The organism is Legionella norrlandica (genome assembly GCF_000770585.1).
GTDB lineage: Bacteria > Pseudomonadota > Gammaproteobacteria > Legionellales > Legionellaceae > Legionella > Legionella norrlandica.
In genome coordinates this window covers 1-19693 of record NZ_JNCF01000034.1, presented here as the reverse complement: position 1 = coordinate 19693, position 19693 = coordinate 1, and the positions used below count along the sequence as shown (strand labels likewise).

Here is a 19693-nt window from a genome sequence, read left to right as displayed (position 1 = left end):
CCTTGAAGCTTGTCGTATTCATGCGCTTGATAGTAAGAATGAAAATCAGTCCCCTTATGAAGTTGCGAAATCATTAGAACCTATTGTTTAATGGGTTTAATTTAGTTGTTGGGTCAAAACGGCCCAACTGGATAATCTCGACCGCTGTGTTTTTGAGATAATGGATTAACCTATTATTGTATTTAATATTTTCATATAGTCGCTGTGTTTAAGTGAACAATTTGCTAAATGATCATTAATAAATAAGATTAAGGCTGCCTGTTTTGCTTTCGGAGACTGACCTTGCTGCATTTCTATAGCAAGACATAAGGCAGCAAGGAGAGAAGCCATATGCTCTATAACAATTTTTATAAGTAGAGTTTGTTCCTCATGGCTTCGTGATTTCATCGTTTTTATTGTTTCCGAAAGGTTGTTTATTTTTTCTTTAAGTAAAGTTTTATGAGGATTTTGATCATGAATTTGTTCTAAAAGTTGTTGCAAATGGGCTATGAATAATTCATCGATAGCAAATTTATGCATATCTCTCAGAGTTTGCATCCATAATGTAAAATGTGTTCCCTCCCAGTTCTCACATACGATGCAATCTCGTAATAATCGAGGTAATGAGGAAAAACTCTCAATAGTTCCATTTCCTGCTAACAAATCAAGGCAATGATGAATATTTTCCACTGACCGTTTGGCTGTGAAATATTTATTGATATTGGCCAAAGTTCGCAATAATAGTTTCCGGGATTGGGTTTGTTCTTGATGTGGGAGAATATCCAATTCATCTTGGCAATGGACCATATGAAATGCGCTGGAAAGCATAGCTAGGTTTTCTGATTTTATTTTAGCTAAAGTTTCCTTTACTAATGGGTATTCTACGATCATATGAGCAAATGCAGGACGGTTTTTAGCATAATAATACGCAATTTGGTAAGCGCGTCGTGCCATACCCAGAACTGAAAATGAGTTAAAGATCCTTGATAAATGCAATACATTTTCCATGACTAAATGTATCCCTTCCTCAACATTCCCCATAGGGTATGCGATGGCCCCATCAAAATCTATTTCCGCTGTTGCCATAGAACGAGTACCAATTTTTTGTTTTAAGCGTCGAAGATAATAGTGATTAGGGAGGCCATCATCCAAACGCTGGGGTACCAAAAATAAACCTAGTCCTTTTGTTCCAGCAATTTCTTGATCATAACGAGCAGTCAGCAAAATTAAATCAGCATTCGCATTGGAGCAAAACCATTTTTCACCTGCGATGCGCCATTGGCCTTTCTCATCCTGATAGGCAAAAGTAGCATTTGCTCCAACATCTGAACCACCTTGGATTTCAGTCAAAAATTGGGCACCAGTGAAGCTGTTAGTAAAAGAAGGATGAGTTAATTTGTCCAGATAATACGGAGTGCTCTCTAATTGCTGTGAGCAATTATTTAATATGCGTATAACCCCAGCAGAGCAAGCAATAGGGCAATTATGTCCTGCTTCTCCTGCATGAGATGAAAGCAAAAATAAACTCAAAGTCTTTTTCATTTGCCCTGGCTTTAACAAATAATGCATAAGACCGGAACCATAAATAATATCTCCAGCACGTAGATATGAGGGATGATGGAGGATTCGATCATTCCGCTCGCCAATAGCATTGAATTGCTCAATTTTAGGCAAATTGGCATCAAGATTATTTTCCATAACCACTGGTTCTAATTGCTCTACCACATCTTTGGAAAATTGGCGTAATTGATTGATAAAATCCGGCTCATCAGGGAATTGAGTTCGAAAGGTATGTGTAAGGCATGAATGATCCAGTAATATATTTTCTTTGAGCTGCTTGCTCCACAAAGTAAAATTATTTCTTGCTTCTTTATATTCATTCATTGCGCTCATTACCCCTCTGTGGTTAATTTCTTAATATTTTGGTTGTTTAATGGTATGTATTTATGTATGTCAAATTAGCTCTGGGTTTCGCTTATGCTCAACCCAGGCTAAAAAATAAATTTCGATTTATCCAATCATTGGTTGAAACTTATCGATGACATCTCCTGAGAAGTGCTGATAAGCATTCAGGGCGACAGGCTGATACAGATCATCAAAATTAATATTATCTAAAGGAATTATTCTTATTGCTGCTTCGTTGATACTGCGGAAATAAATCGTTTTGCTCAGTATATCAAAGACTATACTTAACTGGGTTGGAGCATGAGTTCCAGGGGCTTGCGCTACATCACTTAATCCATTGAAAGCATAGGCGATGTGTTCTTCTTTAGCAACAAAGCTAGGAAGTCTTTTCAGATAAAGGGCTGCTCTTACGAATCGGGAATCTGAATCGTATCCACCTGGCAAAGCTTTAGAGCCGTTATTCTGATATTCATCGAGCAGAGCAACAGATGACTTATAGTCCGTATTAGTTAATACAGGGGTAGTAAGGTTATCTTTTGTATGAATAACCAGTCTACCATCCAAATATTCTAGAATAGCTGATTTTCCCTCAGCGTCATTTACTATCAGGTGAACGTTCATGGTTACCCCTCGATAGTCCTCCGCTATCAATTGATAATTAGGACTGTCTTCTATTACTTCTTGTACTGTTTGAAAATTATCTAAAATATATTGAACCCATTCTGTAGTTTTCAAAACAGGAAGCTCTGGATTGGTTGAGTAGCTAGAGGAATTAAGCACCAGTATTGACGCAGTAAGTCCTTTTTCATTCATTCCATCAACAGCAGGGCCTGCTTTAAATCGATTTCCTCCGTGAAATATGACGCTTCCGTATTGGCTCTTCCACATCAATGGACGCATGGTATGGTAATCTGCACTGGAAACCATTAATGTATTGCGCGGATGAATTACAACAGTTCCTTCCCGGTATTTCCAGTCTAGATTGACTGCAACCGTAGGGGCTGTATTTTTATTGAAAACTAAGGCAGAACAGGCTTCACTTGAGAACGAGATAGTATTTAAAGATAAGGCAATAGAGATAAGTCCTATATGTTTAAACATTTCAAATCCTTTTGATTAATTATCAGCCCTCTTTCGTAAACTCTACTGCAAAAGGTAATTGCTTTCGTCAGTACGATGCTTGAATTTTCATGGTCTATAGCGCCTACATCCCAATTCTGAGTTTCGTTCTTCTTCGTAATACCCGCCTTGAAGCGAATTTCGAAAGAGTTCTATTGAATATTTGAAACAGGCTAAAAATACCTGTTCAACCCAAAACCGATACGTGCGACTAAAACAATAACAGCAAGATATCTTACCGCAGAGCACCTATACTTGTCATTTTTTGTAAAATTTAGTTGGGCGTGATTTAAATTGCGGTTAAAAGTTTTCCACCTCGCCGCTTGCAGGAGAGGGGAAGGGCAAGAGCATCCAATTTTGCATGAAAAATGACTTAAGTGTTCATATTATGTTATCTTGGCGGGCGGGAATGACACATACAATACATTATTCACTCAAAGTATGATTTTGCCTGAATACCTGGCAAGTTATAATTCCAATAAAGTAACAATTTCAGTAGAATAGTTACTATTTTTATGAATTTGGGGCGGTTACGATGGTTAAAAGACATACTATAGATCTGGCACATCTTACCATGGGGGATTTAGAGCAGGTCGGCGGTAAGAATTCTTCTCTTGGTGAAATGATTAGTCATTTGTCCTCGGTGGGTGTTGCTGTTCCTGGGGGGTTCGCAACGACTGCCGATTCTTTCAGAGAGTTTCTATCCCAAGATGGTCTTGATAAGAAAATTTATGAAAAATTAATTGCTCTGGATACGGATGATGTTTGCCAATTGGCTATTGTAGGCAAACAAATACGAGGGATGATTATTGATACACCTTTTATTCCTGAATTTGAAAAGAGTATTCGTTTATCTTATCAAAAGCTTGCTGAAACTATTGGCCATGATAATTTTAGTGTTGCAGTAAGATCTTCGGCCACAGCGGAAGATTTACCAGACGCTTCTTTTGCTGGTCAACAAGAAACTTTCTTGAATGTGAAAGGAGAAGAAGCTGTTCTGGCCGCTATAAAGCAGGTTTTCGCATCTTTATTTAATGATAGAGCCATTGCGTATCGTGTACATCATGATTTTGCTCACCATGAAGTCGCTTTGTCAGCAGGGGTTCAGCAAATGATTCGTAGTGACTTAGCAGTGAGCGGCGTTATGTTTACTATAGATACTGAGTCCGGATTTGATCAAGTGGTATTTATTACTTCATCTTATGGGTTAGGTGAAATGGTTGTCCAAGGTGCTGTGAACCCAGATGAATTTTATGTTCATAAACCGAGTCTCGCAGCGGGTAGGCCTGCCATTATTCGACGAAATCTTGGCAGTAAGGCATTAAAGATGGTCTATTGCGATGATCCAGCGCTTGAAAGACGTGTCAAAACCATCGATGTTGATCCTGCCGAAAGATTGTTGTTTTCTTTAAGTAAAGAAGAAGTAGAGCAACTGGCCCTGCAAGCGATGATAATTGAGAAACATTATGGCCGTCCTATGGATATTGAATGGGCGAAAGATGGGATCGATGGCAAATTGTATATTCTGCAAGCACGCCCTGAAACAGTGAAAAGTAAAGATAACAAACAGGTACTTGAACGTTATGCGCTACAAAAAAGAAGTGAGGTATTAGCTGAAGGCCGTAGTATTGGACAGAGAATTGGTCAAGGCAAGGCAAGGGTTATTAAAGATATTAATGAAATGCATAAAGTGCAACCTGGCGATGTTTTGGTATCTGATATGACTGATCCTGATTGGGAACCTGTAATGAAGCGTGCTTCCGCGATTGTTACTAACAGGGGCGGTAGAACTTGCCATGCAGCGATTATTGCTCGTGAATTAGGTATTCCTGCAGTAGTTGGTTGTGGTGATGCAACGAAAACTATTAAAGATGGGGATGAGGTTACCGTCAGCTGCGCTGAAGGTGATACTGGTTTTGTCTACTCTGGTTTATTGCCTTTTGAGCAAGAACGCCTTGATATAGAGACGATGCCTGAATTGCCTATAAAGGTTATGCTGAATGTCGGAAACCCTGAAAGAGCATTTGCTTTTCAATCAATCCCTAACTCAGGCGTTGGTTTAGCACGTCTTGAATTCTTAATTTCTAACACCATAGGTATTCATCCTAAGGCATTGCTTGAATTTGATATTTTAAAGGACACAGAGCTTAAGCAATATATTAAGGAAAAGACGATAGCCTATGATTCGCCTGTCGAATACTACATTGAAAGGTTAAAAGAGGGTATAGCGACTATCGCGGCAGCTTTTTATCCCAAACCTGTTATAGTCAGACTTTCCGATTTTAAATCTAACGAATACGCCAATCTGGTTGGTGGTTCATTATATGAGCCTCATGAAGAAAATCCTATGCTTGGCTTTAGAGGGGCTTCACGTTATATTTCACCGAGCTTTGCCGAATGTTTTGCTCTTGAATGTAAAGCGGTCAGACGTGTTCGCGAAGAGATGGGGCTCGATAACGTTGAGGTGATGATTCCTTTTGTGAGAACAGTTTCTGAAGCTGGTGAGGTTATAGAGGTACTGAAAGAGCATGGACTGGAAAGAGGAAAATTTGGGCTAAGAGTAATAATGATGTGTGAATTGCCTTCAAATGCTTTACTGGCCAGTGAATTTCTAAGGTATTTTGATGGTTTTTCTATAGGGTCTAATGACTTAACGCAATTAACGTTAGGTCTGGACAGAGATTCCGGTTTGATCGCTTCGCAGTTTGATGAGCGCAATGAGGCTGTTAAAGCACTATTACATATGGCGATTACAGCTTGTAAAAAAGAAGGTAAATACATAGGAATTTGTGGTCAAGGTCCTTCTGACCATCAGGATTTTGCTCAGTGGTTAATGAAAGAAGGTATTGAAAGCGTGTCTTTAAATCCGGATTCTGTATTGGAAACTTGTTTATTTTTAGCCAAGCAATCAATAAATTGATTACATTTGAAGAAGCGTGTAATTGTGATACTCACTACGTAAGCTGGACAGGATACAAAGGAGCTATATGCAAAAATCAAAATGGTGGTTTCTTTTACTATGTTTCGTTCCAGCTTTTGCTTTTGCTAACCCTGGAGGACATTCGGAGCCTGTCGCTTCGGTTCTTCTTGGTGTTACTTCAATTTTATTCTTTGCTATCATTGGCCGATATCTCGCTAGACGTGCCAATCAACCCGGTGTTCTTGGTGAATTGTTGATGGGTATGATTGTGGGGAACCTTTGTTATTTATTCGGAAACCAATTAGTTGTTATCCTTCGGGAAGGTTCAGCGATTTATGATATTGTAAGAGAAATGCTAGGTGGTGTATCTTTAAGTGAAGCTGTGCAAGATGTGATTCATAATCAATATTATGCTAATCAAGTGATACACTCCTTAAGTGGGGATAACGGTACTGAATACCTTAAAATTGCTTATGTAGTTGATATTTTATCGCGTTATGGCGTTATATTTCTATTATTTATGGTCGGTCTTGAGACTTCTATTGTTGATTTAAAAAATACTGGTAAGGAATCTTTCTTAGTTGCTATCTTGGGTATCGTGGCTCCCATCATCTTAGGTTTTGCAGTAGCTTATTTTATAATACCTAATACAACTTACAAGGTTAATTTGTTTATTGGAGCTACCTTAAGTGCTACCAGCATAGGGATTACAGCGAGAGTGCTGAAAGAAATGAATAAGCTTCGCACTCGTGAAGCCAGAACAATTCTTGGTGCGGCAACTTTGGATGATATTTTTGGTTTAATTATTTTAGCTGTGGTCAGTAGTATAATCATTAGCGATAGCGTCAATATGATGGTGGCAATGCGAATTGTTATTTCGGCATTAGTATTTTTTGTGGGTGTTTTACTTATTGGTCCATTTGTATTACGCAAGGCGGTTTCTTTCTTTCGCTTTTTAGAGCCTTGGGAGTCTAAATTATTTATTTCTTTCCTTTTTATTATGGCATTGGCTTGGTTGGCCTCCAGTATTCAGTTGGCATCAATTATTGGTGCTTTTGCTGCAGGCGTGATTTTGCATGATGATTATTTTAAAGATCATGAACCTTATAAAGAAAGTCGCAGTATTCAACATTTAGTATCACCTTTGGAAACCATTTTGGCCCCTATGTTTTTTACTCTAATTGGAATACAGGTAAAATTAGAAACTTTTTACAATTGGAATGTCATTATTTTAGCCTCCGGTTTGTTGGTAGCTGCAATTGTGGGAAAATTGCTTAGCGGATTGGGTGGAAATCGCAAAGACGACAGATTATTGATTGGGATAGGGATGTTGCCTCGTGGAGAGGTTGGTTTGATTTTTGCTTCTATTGGTAGAACTTTGGGAGTAATAAGTGATAATTTATTTACGTCAATTGTCTTAATGATCATGATCACAACATTCATTGCTCCGCCTCTATTGAAAGCAAGATATACCGTAACTACAAGGAAAACAAAGCGTGGATAATCTTTTATCACAAGTTACTTTAGATGTAGAGCATGCTTTACTCGAGGACGTTGGTAAAGGGGATATTACTGCTGCTTTACTACCTTCTCAACTGGTTGTTGAAGCTGGGATTTTATCACGAGAGCCCATGTTTGTTTGTGGCCAGTTATGGGTAAATGAAGTTTTTAAACAAGTGGATAGTACTGTTAAGATTGAATGGCTTGTTTCTGAAGGGACCTGGTTAAGTGACCCAGCAATTTTGTGTGTTATTCATGGGGCTGCAAGGAGTATTTTAACGGCAGAGCGTACTGCATTAAATTTTTTGCAAACTCTTTCTGCGACAGCAACACAAACTTATCATTATATTCAGAAACTGAAAGGTACGAATGCCAAGTTATTAGATACACGAAAAACCATTCCAGGACTTCGAACTGCTCAGAAATATGCTGTTCATTGCGCCGGCGGGACAAATCATCGTATGGGGCTTTATGATGCTTTTTTGATTAAAGAAAATCATATCAAAGCCTGTGGTTCAGTGGCCCGTGCTATTGGTTTGGCAAGAAAAACCGACAAGCACTTACTGGTTGAAATTGAAGTGGAAACTTTGGAAGAATTGCAAGAAGCTTTGCATGCTTACCCTGATAGGATCCTCTTGGACAATTTTACAGAGGATATGCTTGTCCAAGCTGTCAGAATGAATCAATCTAAACACTGCGAATTGGAAGCTTCAGGTGGAATCACCATTGATAATATTGCTGCTGTCGCTCAAACTGGTGTTGATTTTATTTCTGTTGGTTCTATTACAAAATCAATTAAAGCAATCGATTTGAGTTTATTAGTTAGGGAAGTATTATGAGTCCAAGTATTGTCTTTACTGGAGGCGGAACTGCTGGCCATGTTACCCCTAATATTGCGTTAATAAAGGAGTTTAAAGAAGCGGATTGGGATGTGGCCTATATTGGTTCCACTTCTGGAATTGAGAAAGAAATGATTCATCCACTGGGGATTCCTTTTTATGCCGTAAGTAGTGGTAAATTGCGTAGATATATTAGTTTTAAGAATTTACTTGATCCTTTTAAAATTGTTTTAGGGATGATTCAATCCTTTTTTATATTGCGCAGAATAAAACCTGACGTGGTTTTTTCAAAAGGAGGGTTTGTTGCATTTCCTGTGGTAGTTGGTGCCTGGTTAAATCGAATTCCCATAGTAGCACATGAATCTGACATGAGTCCTGGGCTTGCAAATCGTCTCTCCTTTCCTTTTGTAACCAAAATATGTCTTACCTTTGAAGCAGGTAAAAAGCACTTTAAATCACAAAACAAAATAGAAGTGACAGGGACTCCGATTCGTAAACAATTATTCATTGGAAATTCAGCAAAGGGATTAGAGCGATGTGGGTTCAGCTCTGCTAAGCCTTGCCTGCTCGTAGTTGGAGGGAGTTTAGGGGCAGGATCGATTAATAGTTGTATCAGGAGTGCATTGAAACAATTGACCTCTAAATTTCAAGTGATTCATATATGTGGCAGAGGGAAGCTGGACCCGTCGTTAGTTGATATAGAGGGATATTGCCAACTGGAGTATGCTAATGAGGAATTAGCAGATCTATTTGCCGCTTCTGCAATTGTGGTTTCTCGAGCAGGGGCTAATTCATTATATGAAATATTAGCTTTAGGAAAGCCACATATTCTAATTCCTATCTCCTCACAAGTAAGTAGAGGAGATCAAATTCAAAATGCCAAATATTTTCAGGAGTTGGGGATCAGTGTTGTGATTCAGGATGAGTCATTAAAAGCTGATACTTTATTGCAAGCATTGCAGGAAGTAATGCAAAAAAAAGATGAAATTGATAATAAAATCAAAGCGTTAAAAATTGAATCGGCTACTGACAAGATTGTGGCAATTATCAAGGAGCAAGCACATGTTCAAAGCCCAAGGATTGTATGATTATATATGCCAACAATGGCAATATGAAATATTGCCGAGTTTATGTGACTATATAAAAATCCCTAATAAATCTCCTCATTTTGATGCCGAATGGCAAGAACATGGCTATATGGAGCAGGCTGTTAATCACATTGCAAATTGGTGCCGTGCACATGCACTTAAAGGGATGCAATTGGAGATTGTGCGTTTAGAGAATAGAACTCCATTAATTTTTATAGAAGTTCCAGGTCAAATTGATGACACAGTCTTACTCTATGGTCATTTGGATAAACAGCCAGAGATGTCTGGGTGGGATGAAGATCTGCATCCTTGGAGGCCGGTATTAAAAGATGGATTACTGTATGGGAGAGGTGGTGCTGATGATGGGTATTCTGCCTATGCATCACTGACGGCTATTCGTGCTTTAGCACATCAAGGAGTGCCATATCCTCGATGTGTATTAATTATTGAAGCCTGTGAAGAAAGTGGTAGTTATGATTTGCCTTTTTATATCGAATTACTTAAAGAGCGAATTGGTAAACCATCATTAGTTATCTGCCTTGATTCTGGAGCAGGTAATTATGAGCAATTATGGATGACTACCTCATTACGAGGTAATCTCGTCGGTAAATTATCTGTTGAATTAATTAAGGAGGGTGTGCACTCAGGGAATGCTAGCGGGATAGTTGCTGACAGCTTCAGAGTAGCTCGACAATTGATTAATCGAATAGAAGATGAATCGACGGGAGAGATCAAATTACCACAACTATATTGTGAGATCCCCGAAGAACGAATAAAACAAGCAGGGCAATGTGCCGATATTTTAGGAGAGCAAGTTTATAGTGAGTTTCCTTGGGTAGAGGGGGTTAAGCCTGTTATTCAAGATAAACAGCAATTGATTTTAAATAGAACCTGGCGACCTGCATTAACGGTGACTGGTGCTGATGGTTTCCCTGCTATAGCTGATGCTGGGAATGTAATGCGTCCTGTAACTTCTTTGAAGTTATCCATGCGGCTTCCGCCTTTAGTTGATCCGAAAATTGCTGGAGCAGCGATGCAAGCAGCATTGACTAAAGATCCACTTTACAATGCTAAGGTTATTTTTAAAATAGAAGAAGGCAATTCCAAAGGATGGAATGCTCCTTTACTTTCTGATTGGTTAGCGAAAGCTGTAGACGAAGCATCAATGACCTATTATGACAAGCCAGCTGCCTATATGGGGGAAGGGGGGACTATCCCGTTTATGAGTATGTTGGGAGAGCAATTTCCTGAAGCTCAGTTTATGATAACTGGTGTTTTAGGTCCTCATTCTAATGCTCATGGGCCGAACGAGTTTTTACACTTGGATATGGTAGGAAAATTGACAACCTGTGTATCCTATGTTCTCTACAGTTTTTCCCAACGAAAATAATTTAAAATTTTCTCGACTCTTGCTTCAAAAGCTGAGATACTCACAAGCGGCTCTGGAACGAGCCATTTAGTCCAACAATTAGGAGAAATTTATGAAAGTAAGATTCATTATTATTTTATTATCATTCTTTGTAGTATCACTATCTGCTTATGCGGGGAGTGAATCACCTCAAACGCTTCCAGAAAAACAAATAAGTCTTAAAGATAAAATTAATCTTAATACGGCTGATTTACCGACTTTAACTGGTTCTTTTAAAGGTATAGGGAAAAAGCGAGCCGAAGCCATTATTACATATAGACAAAGCCACAAAGGATTTAAATCTTTGGAAGAACTTGCTGAGGTGAAAGGCCTCGGACAGAATTTTGTAGAAAAAAATAGGGAAAAACTGCAAGAGGTATTTGTTGTTAATTAATACTGTGTGGGTAAAAGTAACTATTTATTTTTTGATTCATTTTGAGGATTTTGACCCAACATAGAGACGATCTTACTGTTGGATCTAAATGACTCATAGGCGTCAGGTTAAGGAGTGGTCTATATAATTAATGTCCATTAAATTCCCTCGCCCTTTTGAGGAGAGTGAATAATAACATTATTTCTTAGCCTGGTGGCTATGGGTCAAAATGCCCAAACCTATTCTACACCAAAAATATAAAGGGCATCTTTTTTATAGGAGTTTTTAGGAACCAGTTCAGCGCAGCGACATAAAATTCTTGTGCTGCAACTGTCGATTTTTATCCAAATATAGGATAAAGTAGCATTCAAAAAGAAGAACGGGGTAGTACTGCGTATGTTCAGGAAATTAAGGGGCGTGTTTTCTAGCGATTTATCTATCGACCTAGGAACAGCTAATACATTGATTTACGTAAGAGATAAGGGGATTGTTCTAAATGAACCTTCTGTGGTCGCTTTACGTAATGAGTCAGGTCAGAAACGAGTTGCAGCTGTTGGCCTTGAGGCTAAGCGAATGTTGGGAAGAACTCCTGGTAATATTAATGCCATAAGGCCTATGAAAGATGGGGTTATTGCTGACTTTTTCGTTACTGAGAAAATGTTGCAGCATTTTATACACAAAGTACATGAAAACAAATTCTTAAGACCTAGCCCGCGAGTTTTGGTGTGTGTTCCTTGTGGTTCTACACAAGTAGAACGTAGAGCAATTCGTGAATCGGCGATGGGGGCGGGTGCTCGGGAAGTCTTCTTGATTGAAGAACCGATGGCAGCAGCGCTAGGTTCTGGAATGCCTGTTGAGGAAGCCAGTGGCTCTATGGTAGTTGATATAGGCGGTGGTACTACTGAAGTAGCAATTATTTCTCTTAGTGGTATAGTTTATCATCAGTCAGTACGTATTGGTGGTGATAAATTTGATGATGCCATTGTATCTTATGTACGGAGAAATTACGGTACTTTAATTGGCGAAACAACAGCTGAGCGCATTAAGCATGAAATTGGTTCTGCCTTCCCAAGTCGGGATTTGTTCGAAATTGAAGTGCGGGGTAGGAATCTTGCTGAAGGAGTGCCGCGTAGTTTTACTTTAACAAGCGCCGAAATCTTAGAAGCGCTCCAAGAACCTCTGTCAGGAATAGTTGGTGCTGTTAGAGCTGCTTTGGAATTAGCTCCACCTGAATTGGCAGCAGACATTGCTGAAAGAGGTATGGTGTTAACAGGCGGTGGTGCTTTGTTGAAAAATATTGACACCTTACTAATGGAAGAAACCGGATTACCTGTGTTAATTGCTGAAGATCCATTAACCTGTGTTGCACGTGGTGGTGGTAAAGCTTTAGAAACAATGGACTTACGTGGCGGTGATTTCCTCTCAACAGAATAATAAGCACAGCAGGTTATTTGCCAAGGGTGGACACAATTCCATAGGGTTTGTGTTTGCCCTTGTCTTTTCTATTTTCTTGATGTTTTCTGATTATCACTATCGATATTTAGATAATGTGCGTAGTGGTTTTTCTCTGATAGTTTCTCCTTTGCAATACGCTGTGGATTATCCTGTTCGAGTAATCGGTTGGGTTCAATCATTGGTTAGTGCGAAAAAAGCGCTAATTGATGAGAACATGCGTTTAAAGTATAAACAAACTATGTTAGAAGCTGAATTGCAAAAATTAATAGTGATTCAAAGGGAAAATTCACAGCTAAAAGAATTATTATTAACTTCTTCAGAAGCAGATATGCGGGTTATGGCAGCGCAGATACTTGCTGTTGATACCAGCAAAGCTCGGCAGATCGTGGTTTTAAATAAAGGTAAACGTGATGGTGTGTATGTTGGGCAACCAGTGCTTGATGCAAAAGGGATCATGGGGCAGGTGATAGACGTGGGTCCTATGACTAGTACTCTTTTACTTATTTCAGATTCAAAAAGTGCAGTACCAGTAAGAAATAACCGCACTGGAGAACGGGCAATTCTTGTTGGCACTAATGATATAGAAGAATTATCTTTGATTAATTTACCGAAGACTTCTTCTATTCATCCTGGTGACATATTAGTTACTTCCGGCCTAGGAAGAAGATATCCTGAGGGTTATCCAGTTGGTCGCGTTGAGAAGGTAAAGAGTATTCCTGGTGAAGATTTTGTGAAAGTTACAGTTAGCCCAGTAGCACTACTTAATCGCAACAGGCTAGTACTATTAATTTGGCCTGATCTTGAGCAAGAGCAACTAACTGCCCAGATTAATGAAAGATTAAACGCCGAGGAGGATACTACTGTATGAGTATTCTTCACCTTCGTTTAGGGATAGGATTTCTCGCTGCACTTGCGTTATCAATCCTGCCGATGCCTGAGTTAATATCAATTTTTCGACCACCTTGGGTGTTGTTATTAGTATTATATATTGAATATTATTTGCCAGGAAAATTTAAATTAACAGCTCTTATGATAGTTGGTTTGCTATTAGATGTATTGCTTTCCACTGTTATTGGGGAGCATTCATTTGCATTGTTGCTGGTTACCTGGGTAGCATCGACTAAATCCAGGAGGTTTCAATTTTTCTCGTTGATCCAGCAAATATGTATAATTGGTTTCTTATGCTTTTTATACCAATCTGTTATTTTATTTATTGATGCTTTATTAGGGTTTAACTATCGTCTTATAATGCCTGTTACCAGTGCTATTTTGGGCATGTTTATTTGGCCTTGGATTCGAGTGTTGGGCGATTCCTCTTTGCATCGTTTATCTTATCGTTAATTGAGGTCATTATCTGGTATTCTCCAGGTAGAAGATGCCCTAAATGCCAATCTCCAATTCTATATCTGACTAGTCTTAAAGTGGGAAATCCTATCGCTGCAGTCATTCTTCGGATTTGATGATTTTTTCCTTCCCTTAATATGATCTCTAACCAGGTAGTCGGAATGTTTTTTCGTTCTCGTATGGGAGGAATACGTGGCCAGAGTTGAGGCTCCATAATTACCTTGGTTTCGGCGGGCAAAAAAGGAATGTTGTTAAGTACTAGACCTTTTCTAAGGGGTTGCAAATCACTCTCTGAAGGAACCCCTTCTACTTGGACCCAGTAATATTTCTTTTTCTTAAACTTGGGATGAGTTAGCTGATGTTGTAATCTTCCATCATTAGTTAACAAAAGCAAGCCTTCACTTTGTTTGTCTAAACGTCCAGCAGCATAAAAACCAGGAAGCTTAATGTAGGCAGACAGAGTTTGTTCTGGCACTTCTCCAGTAAACTGAGTCAGAATTCCGTAAGGTTTATTGAAGAGAATTAGTTGCGGCATTTTGTTACTGGATTGATATGCAGATGCTAATGATAGATTCTTTGATTATTGACAGCAACTATTATCTGTCCTCTTATGGTCTCAACTCGTATTGAGATTCAAACTAAGATTGATTTTTTATGGTCAATGACTATACAATGTAGCAATTTTATTCGATACGGTGAATGTATTCATGATGAAATGGGTATTGGTCGTTTTAGCAATTATAGCTCAGACGGGGTGTGCAGTGAATCATAGAATAATGGTCGGAGATGAACCAGTTATCATTCAGCAGCAAACAAAAGGTTATGGTAAGACGTATGTTCATGTTCATCACAATGAACAAACGGCATTAAAAGCTGCGAAAGCAGTTATTAGAAAAGAGGGTGGGAGCCTAATTACGTTGATCCATTCTGGCGGTCGAAATATAGTGTTTCATTTACACAATCAACGTTATGAGTTTGATCCCAATCGCATCTATACTGATAAGGGAATTAAGCAAACTTTAGCTAAATATAGTCATTATACACCTGAAGCTCATAGAGAAGTCAAAAAACTGGCAGACAAAATTAAAGAGTTATTACCAGAGGGGAAAATTATTGCTGTCCATAATAATTCCTCTTATTCTTTAAAAGATTATTTACCTGGACATGAATTAGCCAGAGATGCGCAGGCTTTACATATGAGCCCCAAGAATTATTTTAGAAATTTTTATCTAGTCACCAAATTAAGCGATTACTTACGTCTAAAACTAGAAGGATTTAATGGTGTTTTACAAAAGACTTCTGCTACAGATGATGGGTCTTTATCGGTATACCTTGCTAAACGCGATTATATCAATGTGGAAGCAGGGTACGATCAATTAGCGGAGCAAATTAAGATGCTGCTTCATGCATAGTTTATACAATAAGCGTTTGATAATCTTAATTGATATTTGGGAATCCTGTTTCTCACATGCTATCATCCTGAAAAAGCGGTTAAGACTATTATACAAACTAATGGCATTGAATCTTCTGGTTTTTTTGAATTTTTTCACTCTCTATACGGGGATTATTGTTTTTACGAAAAAATTCAAAAAACCCAATATCTTCAACGCTCTTAGCTTGCTTGTTACGATCTCAATCGCTTTTTCAGGATTATTAATTTTCTCTAAATTATGGAGTTGTCGATGACATACGATAAAATAAAAGTACCTGCGCAAGGCGAAGCGATTACTGTTGCTGCTGACCATTCACTTCATGTTCCCGATAATCCTATTATCCCTTTTATTGAAGGCGATGGTATCGGTGTTGATGTAACACCTCCAATGATTCGCGTTGTTGATGCAGCAGTAGAAAAAGCTTACGGTAAGAAGAGGCAAATTGCATGGATGGAGGTTTATGCTGGAGAAAAAGCTACTAAGGTTTATGGTAGCGATCAATGGCTTCCTAAAGAAACTTTGGATGCTATGAAAAAATATGTGGTTTCAATTAAAGGGCCCTTAACTACTCCTGTTGGTGGTGGTATTCGCTCACTCAATGTAGCGATTCGCCAAGATATGGATCTTTATACTTGTTTGCGCCCCATTCGTTATTTTAATGGGGTACCTAGTCCGGTAAAAGAACCATGGAAAACAGACATGGTTATTTTTAGAGAAAACTCAGAAGATATTTATGCGGGTATTGAATGGCAAGCAGATACCCCTGAGGCGAAAAAGGTGATTCAATTTTTAACTCAAGAAATGGGTGTGAAGAAAATTCGATTCCCTGAGCATTGCGGTATTGGAGTAAAGCCAGTTTCAAAAGAAGGAACTACCCGTCTAGTTAAGGCAGCCATTCAGTATGCAATAGATAATGATCGCACTACCGTGACTCTAGTTCATAAAGGCAATATTATGAAATTTACTGAAGGCGCATTCAAAGATTGGGGGTATCAGGTTGCTCGTGACTGTTTTGGAGCCAAGGAATATCAAGGCGGCCCCTGGTTAGAGTTTAAGAATCCTAAAACAGGTAAACAAATTATTGTTAATGATGTGATTGCTGATGCTTTTTTACAGCAAATTCTATTAAGGCCTGAAGACTATAGTGTTATTGCCACATTAAATTTAAATGGTGATTACATTTCAGATGCGTTGGCTGCTCAGGTGGGTGGTATAGGAATAGCTCCTGGCGCAAATATCAGTGATCAAATGGCAGTATTTGAGGCGACTCATGGTACCGCTCCCAAATATGCTGGACAGAACAAAGTAAATCCCGGTTCTATTATTCTCTCCGCAGAAATGATGTTGCGTCATATGGATGGTATGAAGCGGCTGATTTGATTATCAGAGGCATGGAAGGTGCAATAGAAGCCAAAACGGTAACTTATGACTTCGAGCGTGGTATGCCAGGTGCTACTCTGGTTACTAGCTCAGGCTTTGCTGATGCTATGATCAAACATATGTAAATGAGTAATTATTAACGTTCTTAATAATTTCAAAGTGTCGATTGGGCTTTGTCTCATAGGCTTCAAGCTAATAAGTAATGATGTCATTATTCCCTCCCTAAAGGGAGACGAGTACAGTTAGCTCCTTATCTTGATGCTTATGGGGCATGGCCCAGCTACTTTTAATCTGCGCCCAAATACGTACTGAGAAATAAGATACGTAGATTTTCAAGACAATTGTTAGTATCTCTGGATCTCGCAATGAGTGCAGAGAATCTTAAAGCTCTTTAAGCATTGCAACTAAGATGTTACGCTATTGATTATAAATTTGAGCTCAATGTTAAATATGACTATTATCAAATAGGGTAAGTAGTACACACTTGAGTGAATCATATCTAATCATTATGCCACTGATTATTTCAGTAGCTAATTTTTTCATTAAAATTAGCTAAATTTACTGGCCAAATGCGTGTAGGGAGTCTATAAAAATAGTAAGAGGTTGTTAGTTATGAGCAGGCAAAATTTAGAGGAAATAATACGAACTGGGATAGCTGAAACTGAACTTAGTACACAAGTTAGTACGGTTGTTAAACGCCCAAGAAAGTATAAAGTATTATTGCTCAATGATGACTATACGCCAATGGATTTTGTAGTAGAAGTACTGAAGCATTTTTTTCATTTGAATGAGGAGATTGCGATTCAGGTGATGTTACAAGTTCATTTTCAGGGTAAGGGTGTATGCGGGGTTTTTACAAGAGATATTGCGGAAACAAAAGTAGCCTTGGTAAATGAATATGCCAGAATGAATCAACATCCATTGTTATCAAGCATGGAACCCGAGTAACTGGTGGTGGTTGGTAAGGAGCAACGACAATGTTAAATAAAGAACTAGAATTCACCTTGAATCTAGCTTTCAAGGAAGCAAAGGAAAAGCGTCATGAGTTCATGACTGTTGAACATTTGCTGTTGTCTTTGCTTGATAATCCTGCAGCAGGTAATGTACTACAGGCATGTGATGCGAATATTGAAGCCTTACGTCGTGATTTAATAGAGTTTATTGATGAAACAACTCCAAGGATTCCTGAAGATGAAATAGATAGGGAAACTCAACCTACTTTAGGTTTCCAAAGAGTCTTGCAGCGGGCTGTTTTTCATGTGCAATCAGCGGGCAAAACAGAAGTTACTGGTGCGAACGTGCTTGCCGCAATTTTTAGCGAGCAAGAAAGCCAAGCAGTATATTTTTTACGCCGTGAAAATATTACACGACTCGATGTTATTAATTACATTTCTCATGGCGTATCTAAATATCAAAATAATGACATGCATGAAAATATGAATTCCTCTATGGACGAAGACATGATGGCTCCTGAAGGGAATGAGTCTCCGCTTGAAAGCTATTGTACCAATCTTAATAGACGGGCAAAACAAGGCAAGATAGATCCTTTGATTGGGCGCCATGAAGAAATACAAAGAACAATACAAGTGCTTTGTAGACGACGAAAAAATAATCCTTTATTAGTAGGTGAGGCAGGTGTTGGTAAAACGGCTATTGCTGAAGGTTTAGCCAGACGTATTGTAGATGGTGAAATTCCTGATTCCATACGAGGCTGCGTTGTTTATTCCCTTGATTTAGGAGCTTTATTGGCTGGTACAAAATATCGGGGGGATTTCGAAAAACGCTTAAAAGCAGTATTAAAACAGCTGGGACAACAAGAAGGCGCTATTTTATTTATAGATGAAATTCATACAATCATTGGAGCAGGTGCTGCTTCTGGAGGGGTTATGGATGCCTCCAACCTGATTAAACCATTATTGGCAAATGGCGAGTTGAAATGTATTGGTTCAACTACTTATCAGGAATATCGTGGAATATTTGAGAAGGACAGAGCCTGGCAAGACGATTCCAAAAAATTGATATTGCAGAGCCAACAATTGATGAAACCTTTGAGATATTGAAAGGTTTAAAGAGTAAGCTGGAAGCTCATCATGGAGTGAAATTTTCCATCCCTTCATTAAAGGCGGCAGCAGAATTGGCTGCAAAATATATTAATGATCGATTTTTACCTGATAAAGCCATTGATGTGGTAGATGAAGCCGGTGCTTATCAGAATTTATTAACTGCGAATAAGCGTAAAAAAATTATTAGTGTAACCGAAATTGAGAATGTAGTTGCTAAGATAGCTCGTATTCCAATTAAAAAGGTTTCAGCTCGTGATAAAGATACTTTGCGTAATCTGGAGCGAGATTTAAAGTTACTGGTCTATGGACAAGATCAAGCAATTACCGCTTTATCCTCAGCAATTAAATTAGGCAGATCAGGTCTTAGAGAGCCTCACAAGCCAGTAGGTTGTTTCTTGTTTGCAGGTCCTACTGGTGTAGGTAAAACAGAAGTGACAAGACAACTAGCTAATGTTTTAGGAATAGAATTACTACGTTTTGATATGTCCGAGTACATGGAAAAGCATACGGTTTCGCGTTTAATTGGAGCACCTCCAGGATATGTTGGCTATGATCAAGGGGGGTTATTGACCGAAGCAGTTACTAAACATCCTCATGCTGTTCTTTTGTTAGACGAAATAGAGAAAGCACATCCTGATGTCTTTAATTTATTATTACAGATTATGGATCATGGCACTTTAACGGACACCAACGGCCGTCAAGCTGATTTCAGACATGTCATCATGGTCATGACTAGTAATGCTGGAGCAAGTGAAATTGTTCGTAACACCATAGGATTTTCAGCCCAAGACAATACCCTAGATGGCTTAGAGGCGATTAAAAAACAATTTAAGCCTGAGTTTAGAAATCCGATTAGACTGCTATTATTAATTTTGCCCCATTAGTAT

Annotated in this window: 14 protein-coding genes and 2 pseudogenes; 13 read left to right on the top strand and 3 right to left on the bottom strand. The window is 38.7% G+C overall.

The features are described 5' to 3' along the window. Positions 1-165 precede the first annotated feature (165 nt). Both OK13_RS09155 and OK13_RS09150 read right to left on the bottom strand, forming a co-directional pair. Positions 166-1863 (bottom strand): acyl-CoA dehydrogenase family protein, encoded by a 1698-nt coding sequence (locus tag OK13_RS09155; protein WP_241480490.1) that lies wholly within the window; start codon positions 1861-1863, stop codon positions 166-168. A 126-nt stretch (positions 1864-1989) separates the two neighbouring features. Continuing rightward, on the bottom strand, positions 1990-2985 hold the full coding sequence (locus OK13_RS09150; RefSeq protein ID WP_035890373.1) for a linear amide C-N hydrolase: 996 nt from the start codon (positions 2983-2985) through the stop codon (positions 1990-1992). Positions 2986-3538: 553 nt separating this feature from the next. Between OK13_RS09150 and ppsA the strand changes: the two genes are divergently transcribed. From ppsA to mreD, 9 genes are all read left to right on the top strand, one after another. Then, positions 3539-5923 (top strand): phosphoenolpyruvate synthase, encoded by a 2385-nt coding sequence (gene ppsA, locus OK13_RS09145; RefSeq protein WP_035890370.1) that lies wholly within the window; start codon positions 3539-3541, stop codon positions 5921-5923. Between the two features lie 67 nt (positions 5924-5990). Beyond that, positions 5991-7427 carry a cation:proton antiporter gene (locus tag OK13_RS09140; protein ID WP_035890369.1) on the top strand — a complete coding sequence of 479 codons (1437 nt, stop codon included), beginning with the start codon at positions 5991-5993 and terminating at the stop codon, positions 7425-7427. Further along, on the top strand, positions 7420-8262 hold the full coding sequence (gene nadC, locus OK13_RS09135) for a carboxylating nicotinate-nucleotide diphosphorylase (RefSeq protein ID WP_035890367.1): 843 nt from the start codon (positions 7420-7422) through the stop codon (positions 8260-8262). The genes OK13_RS09140 and nadC overlap by 8 nt, the downstream gene beginning before the upstream one ends. Then, positions 8259-9350 (top strand): undecaprenyldiphospho-muramoylpentapeptide beta-N-acetylglucosaminyltransferase, encoded by a 1092-nt coding sequence (locus tag OK13_RS09130; RefSeq protein WP_035890365.1) that lies wholly within the window; start codon positions 8259-8261, stop codon positions 9348-9350. The genes nadC and OK13_RS09130 overlap by 4 nt, the downstream gene beginning before the upstream one ends. Continuing rightward, a complete protein-coding gene (locus OK13_RS09125) occupies positions 9325-10740 on the top strand; it encodes a M20 family metallopeptidase (protein WP_035890363.1) in 1416 nt (471 codons plus the stop codon). The genes OK13_RS09130 and OK13_RS09125 overlap by 26 nt, the downstream gene beginning before the upstream one ends. A 91-nt stretch (positions 10741-10831) precedes the next feature. Next, entirely contained in the window at positions 10832-11152 is a 321-nt protein-coding gene (locus OK13_RS09120) for a ComEA family DNA-binding protein (protein ID WP_035890361.1), read from the top strand. Between the two features lie 375 nt (positions 11153-11527). Next, complete coding sequence (locus OK13_RS09115) at positions 11528-12565, top strand: rod shape-determining protein (RefSeq protein WP_011213320.1); 1038 nt, start codon at positions 11528-11530, stop codon at positions 12563-12565. After that, on the top strand, positions 12543-13454 hold the full coding sequence (mreC, locus tag OK13_RS09110) for a rod shape-determining protein MreC (protein ID WP_035890353.1): 912 nt from the start codon (positions 12543-12545) through the stop codon (positions 13452-13454). The genes OK13_RS09115 and mreC overlap by 23 nt, the downstream gene beginning before the upstream one ends. Then, positions 13451-13927 (top strand): rod shape-determining protein MreD, encoded by a 477-nt coding sequence (mreD, locus tag OK13_RS14175; RefSeq protein WP_081964904.1) that lies wholly within the window; start codon positions 13451-13453, stop codon positions 13925-13927. Before mreC ends, mreD begins: the two co-directional genes overlap by 4 nt. On the opposite strand, the gene OK13_RS09105 is transcribed toward mreD, so the two are convergent. After that, positions 13866-14465, bottom strand: a complete 600-nt coding sequence (locus OK13_RS09105; protein ID WP_035890351.1) for a pseudouridine synthase — start codon at positions 14463-14465, stop codon at positions 13866-13868. The genes mreD and OK13_RS09105 overlap by 62 nt on opposite strands. Before the next feature lie 175 nt (positions 14466-14640). Between OK13_RS09105 and OK13_RS09100 the strand changes: the two genes are divergently transcribed. The 4 genes and pseudogenes from OK13_RS09100 to clpA all read left to right on the top strand — a co-directional run. Further along, positions 14641-15342 carry a protein tyrosine phosphatase gene (locus tag OK13_RS09100; protein ID WP_152571646.1) on the top strand — a complete coding sequence of 234 codons (702 nt, stop codon included), beginning with the start codon at positions 14641-14643 and terminating at the stop codon, positions 15340-15342. 270 nt (positions 15343-15612) lie between these two features. Further along, a pseudogene (gene icd / locus OK13_RS09095) lies at positions 15613-16868 on the top strand (NADP-dependent isocitrate dehydrogenase). A 487-nt stretch (positions 16869-17355) separates the two neighbouring features. Beyond that, positions 17356-17691 carry an ATP-dependent Clp protease adapter ClpS gene (gene clpS, locus OK13_RS09090; protein ID WP_035890350.1) on the top strand — a complete coding sequence of 112 codons (336 nt, stop codon included), beginning with the start codon at positions 17356-17358 and terminating at the stop codon, positions 17689-17691. Between the two features lie 29 nt (positions 17692-17720). After that, positions 17721-19693, top strand: a pseudogene (gene clpA / locus OK13_RS09085) (ATP-dependent Clp protease ATP-binding subunit ClpA); the annotation flags it as partial.

Coding starts and splice junctions, on each gene's coding strand:
- OK13_RS09155 (WP_241480490.1), bottom strand. CDS start 1,863: ATGAATGAATATAAAGAAGCAAGAAATAATTTTACTTTGTGGAGCAAG.
- OK13_RS09150 (WP_035890373.1), bottom strand. CDS start 2,985: ATGTTTAAACATATAGGACTTATCTCTATTGCCTTATCTTTAAATACT.
- ppsA (WP_035890370.1), top strand. CDS start 3,539: ATGGTTAAAAGACATACTATAGATCTGGCACATCTTACCATGGGGGAT.
- OK13_RS09140 (WP_035890369.1), top strand. CDS start 5,991: ATGCAAAAATCAAAATGGTGGTTTCTTTTACTATGTTTCGTTCCAGCT.
- OK13_RS09130 (WP_035890365.1), top strand. CDS start 8,259: ATGAGTCCAAGTATTGTCTTTACTGGAGGCGGAACTGCTGGCCATGTT.
- OK13_RS09125 (WP_035890363.1), top strand. CDS start 9,325: ATGTTCAAAGCCCAAGGATTGTATGATTATATATGCCAACAATGGCAA.
- OK13_RS09120 (WP_035890361.1), top strand. CDS start 10,832: ATGAAAGTAAGATTCATTATTATTTTATTATCATTCTTTGTAGTATCA.
- OK13_RS09115 (WP_011213320.1), top strand. CDS start 11,528: ATGTTCAGGAAATTAAGGGGCGTGTTTTCTAGCGATTTATCTATCGAC.
- mreD (WP_081964904.1), top strand. CDS start 13,451: ATGAGTATTCTTCACCTTCGTTTAGGGATAGGATTTCTCGCTGCACTT.
- OK13_RS09105 (WP_035890351.1), bottom strand. CDS start 14,465: ATGCCGCAACTAATTCTCTTCAATAAACCTTACGGAATTCTGACTCAG.
- OK13_RS09100 (WP_152571646.1), top strand. CDS start 14,641: ATGAAATGGGTATTGGTCGTTTTAGCAATTATAGCTCAGACGGGGTGT.
- clpS (WP_035890350.1), top strand. CDS start 17,356: ATGAGCAGGCAAAATTTAGAGGAAATAATACGAACTGGGATAGCTGAA.